Origin of the sequence: Mesorhizobium sp. M1A.F.Ca.IN.020.06.1.1 (assembly GCF_004023265.1) — a bacterium.
GTDB lineage: Bacteria > Pseudomonadota > Alphaproteobacteria > Rhizobiales > Rhizobiaceae > Mesorhizobium.
This window is the reverse complement of record NZ_RZSR01000580.1, coordinates 1-3,879: the sequence shown is the minus strand read 5'-3', so window position 1 is coordinate 3,879 and position 3,879 is coordinate 1. Positions and strand designations below refer to the sequence as shown.

The following is a 3,879-nucleotide window of genomic DNA, read 5'->3' as shown; positions in this document are numbered from 1 at the left end:
GACCTATATCGGGACGGATTTCTACACGGGTGGATTCGTGCGGATGGATACCGGGGGCCTGCATCCGGCCAAGCTGCTTGCGGGTATTATACGGGTGGCAATGGCAACCGGAGCGGTAATCCATGAGAACACAGCCGTTACGGGAACCATCGCCGAGGCCGGCGGGGTCCGTGTGAGAACGTCGCGCGGTGACGTTCTCGCCAGGAAGGTGCTGATCTGCACGGATGCCTATACCGACGGCTTCGATCCTTGGCTGCGACGCCGTATTGTGCCGGTGCGCAGCCGCATCATCGCTACCGAGCCATTGGCAGAAGGCGTCATGGACCGGTTGATGCCGAAGCGCATGATGTATGGCGATATGCGCCAGCTCAGCTATTACTATCGCCCTTCGGCGGACGGATCGCGCATCCTCTTCGGCGGCAGGGACGGCACCACGGCGGGTGACGCGCTGGCGCCGACCACCCATTTGCGCAGCGAACTTGGCCGAATTTTCCCCGAACTGAGGGGCGTCGGCCTGACGCATAGTTGGTTTGGCCAGGTCGCCATGCATCGCGACATGGTGCCTCGGATTTTCACCTCGGGTGATACGGTTTACGCCACCGGCTTCTGCGGCTCCGGAGTGGTCTGGGCCCGCTGGCTGGGCAAGAAGGCCGCCTTCAAGATCCTCGGCGAAACCGAAAAGGCGCAGTCCGCCTTCGATTTCGACCCCGCTCCGAAGGCCGTGCCGTTTTACCGCGGCAAGCCATGGTTCATCCCGCTTGTCTATTCCCTTTACGAATGGCGGGATAAGCGTGCGATGCGCCGTCGCCAGCCCGAAGCAAAGAGGCGATAACGTTGCTCTTCCTTGGGGACGGGCCCGCCGGGTACAGGAACCTCATCTTGTCTGGATGGCGCGCACCGCGTCCGTCGTGAAAACAGTGTCAGATGCCCCGCCTTGAATAGAACGACAGGCGATTAGCGTTCGAAGCGCCATTCCGCTCGGTTCGGCAATCTCAAAATTTTGGCGATGAGGCCTACTCACCCCATTGTCTCCGATCCGAGTATGTTGGCTCTCGCGGTCAAGATATGGCTATGCATTCTTTGTTCGGCCTGCCCACCATCGCGGTCAGTGATCGCCTGTAAGATCGCGCGATGATGAGCCGTATACTCCTGCATACGCTCTTTCGTCAGAGACAGCTCTTTCATGCGCCCCCAAAGACGCCCCGCCCGAAGCGAGTGAATACCTTCGTAGAGCGAGGCCAGCAATCCATTGCGGGCCGCCACCACTACCAGTTGATGGAACGCGGCGTCCCAACGCTCGAACTCCGCCAGCGTCGCGGCGGTACTGCCATGCTGGATGACCTTGTGCATCTCTTCAGTTTCATAGGGGGTCGCCCGCAACGCCGCGAGCGCCGCCACCTTCGGCTCGATGATTAATCGTGCTTCGAAGACCTCAGCGGGATAGGTCCACAGTTCCTTCCGGGAGGCGTCGTGTGCGCGATACGGAGCGCTGGCAGTTGCCCCTCGCTCGGCGACGAAAGTGCCACGCCCGACATGGCGAAGCAGGCGCCCCTCTTGCTCCATCTCAGCCAGCATGCGCCGGAGGGCCGTGCGGGGTAAACCTAGCTTGAGGGCCAGATCGCGCTCGGGTGGCAGCCGGTCGCCTGGCTGCAATCCTGCCGCCTCGATGAAATCCCTCAAAACGACGGTCATGCAGCCACTCCAGAACGAATCGGGCAGATTTCTCCGCAACCAATTTGATCTATATTGACACCGGTTGCAATACCAATTTCATATTGGTTCCAGCGATCAACCGACTGGTTGCGCAAGTTTTCTAAAGCCGCGAGAGGATGGGTGTGAGTCAGACAGCAAGGGATATCGAACCTTTTTGCGTGGATGCTGCGGCTATCATTGCAAGCGCTCCTGTGGATCTGCTAGTGGGCGGCAAATGGATAAGTGCAACCGGCAGCAATCGGTTTAATGTCGCCGATCCATCCAACGGGCGCACGATCGCGTCTGTCGCAGACGGCGCAGTCGCCGACGGAATCCGGGCGATCGATGCTGCGGAGGCTTCTGCGACGATGTGGAGGCAAACACCCTCACGCCGGCGATCGGACATCCTGATGCGCTGCCACCAGCTCATGCGCGATCGTGCCGAATGGCTGGCGCAACTGATATCTCTGGAGAACGGCAAGGCCCTCCCGGACGCTCGCGCAGAGGTAACCTATGCCGCGGAGTTTTTCCGATGGTACGCCGAGGAGGGGGTGCGTACTCTCGGCGACATCGGCCACGCGCCGGGCGGTGCAAACCGAATCCTGGTTCAATACCAGCCGATTGGCATCGCCGTTCTCGTCACGCCCTGGAATTTCCCTGCGGCCATGGCGACCCGCAAAATCGCCCCGGCGCTCGCGGCGGGTTGCACGTGCGTACTGAAGCCGGCGGCTGAGACTCCACTGACCGCGTTGGCGATCGGTGCGATCCTCATGGAAGCCGGTTTGCCCGAAGGTGCCGTCAACATCGTGACGACCACGGCCGCGGGGCCTGTGGTGAGCGCGATGCTGCACGACAGTCGGGTGCGCAAACTGTCATTCACGGGTTCGACCGCCGTTGGGCGCATCCTGTTGCGTGAGGCCGCCAACCGGGTCATCAGCTGTTCCATGGAACTCGGCGGCAACGCTCCTTTCATCGTGTTCGATGATGCGGATCTGGACGATGCCGTGGCCGGCGCCATGGTCGCCAAGATGCGCAACGGCGGAGAAGCCTGCACTGCGGCGAATCGCTTCTATGTGCAACGCGGCATTTACGACGCTTTTGTCCGCCGGCTTACCCAGGAAATGTCCTCGCTTTCAGTGGGGCCGGGTCTCCAAGCGACGACCCAGCTCGGGCCCCTTATTACCGCGACGGCCGTGGAGAAGGTTGATCGCTTGCTGAAGGATGCCGTTGCCCGTGGGGCGCGTATCGAAACGGGCGGCAAACCGCGGCCTGGCGAGGGCTTCTTCTATCCTCCGACAGTCCTAGCTGACGTTTCCCCCGATTCCGACATCGCGAAGGAAGAGATCTTTGGGCCGGTCGCAGCGGTCACGCCCTTCGATACGGAAGACGAGGCTGTCCGGCTGGCGAACGACACGGAGTATGGCCTCATATCCTACGTCTACAGTAGTGATCTCAGACGCGCCCTGAGGGTCGCCGAATGCATCGAAAGTGGAATGGTCGGCGTCAATCGTGGCCTAGTTTCGGACCCGGCAGCGCCGTTCGGGGGGATGAAGCAAAGCGGGCTCGGCCGCGAGGGAGGGCATCACGGCCTGCTTGAATATCTCCAACCAAAATACGTCGCGACCAACTGGTAATACCGGCGAAAGGCGCTCCTCCACCGAGTTGCGCCGCATGTCGGGCGTGCAGATCAGGCTAGCTACCTCTGGAAAACCGACAGTCTGCTTGCGGGCCCATCCGGTCCTTCGAGACTGGAACTTAAGATGTCCTCGCGCACGTCAACCATTAGGCGAAAAGCCGCGTCGCAGTTCCTGACCCCCCTTGCCAACCCCTCCCGCTTCCCCTAATCTCCCTTTGAGAAAACCTTTTCCCAAATCGCCTCCCGCCTGCTGACCTCACCCGTCATCTTCGCGCAGGACGATGAGGGAAAACCTTTTCCCAACTTAGGGATGCGCCTCGAACTATGTCTTCCGACGCCGAGCCAGCGCCAGTTTCCGCCAAGCCGCCGGTGACGCTGCGCGAGGTGGCGGCTGCGGCCGGCGTCAGCGTGGCGACGGCGTCGAAGGCCCTGAACGGGCAGGGGCGGATGACCGCCGAGACGCGCGAGCGCATTCGTGAGGTGGCGCAGCGTCTCGGCTTCCGGCCGAACCACCTGGCGCAGAGCCTGCTGCGCAAGCGCTCCTTCCTGTC

The 3,879-nt window shown here is 61.7% G+C and carries 4 protein-coding genes; 3 read left to right on the top strand and 1 reads right to left on the bottom strand.

The window, feature by feature from the left end; genetic code table 11:
* Nucleotides 1-832, top strand: an 832-nt coding sequence (locus EOA60_RS22715; RefSeq protein ID WP_164899472.1) for an FAD-binding oxidoreductase, incomplete at its 5' end; no start/stop codon positions are given.
* A 185-nt stretch (nt 833-1,017) separates the two neighbouring features.
* Here the strand turns inward: EOA60_RS22715 and EOA60_RS22710 are convergent.
* On the bottom strand, nt 1,018-1,692 hold the full coding sequence (locus EOA60_RS22710; RefSeq protein WP_095783156.1) for an FCD domain-containing protein: 675 nt from the start codon (nt 1,690-1,692) through the stop codon (nt 1,018-1,020).
* A gap of 137 nt (nt 1,693-1,829) precedes the next feature.
* Between EOA60_RS22710 and EOA60_RS22705 the strand changes: the two genes are divergently transcribed.
* Both EOA60_RS22705 and EOA60_RS22700 read left to right on the top strand, forming a co-directional pair.
* Nucleotides 1,830-3,326 carry an NAD-dependent succinate-semialdehyde dehydrogenase gene (locus EOA60_RS22705; protein WP_095824813.1) on the top strand — a complete coding sequence of 499 codons (1,497 nt, stop codon included), beginning with the start codon at nt 1,830-1,832 and terminating at the stop codon, nt 3,324-3,326.
* A gap of 326 nt (nt 3,327-3,652) precedes the next feature.
* A partial coding sequence (locus tag EOA60_RS22700; protein ID WP_164899471.1) for a LacI family DNA-binding transcriptional regulator occupies nt 3,653-3,879 on the top strand: 227 nt, incomplete at its 3' end.

What these genes read in the sequence shown, in the direction of transcription:
- EOA60_RS22710 (WP_095783156.1), bottom strand. Translation starts at nt 1,692, where the DNA reads ATGACCGTCGTTTTGAGGGATTTCATCGAGGCGGCAGGATTGCAGCCA.
- EOA60_RS22705 (WP_095824813.1), top strand. Translation starts at nt 1,830, where the DNA reads ATGGGTGTGAGTCAGACAGCAAGGGATATCGAACCTTTTTGCGTGGAT.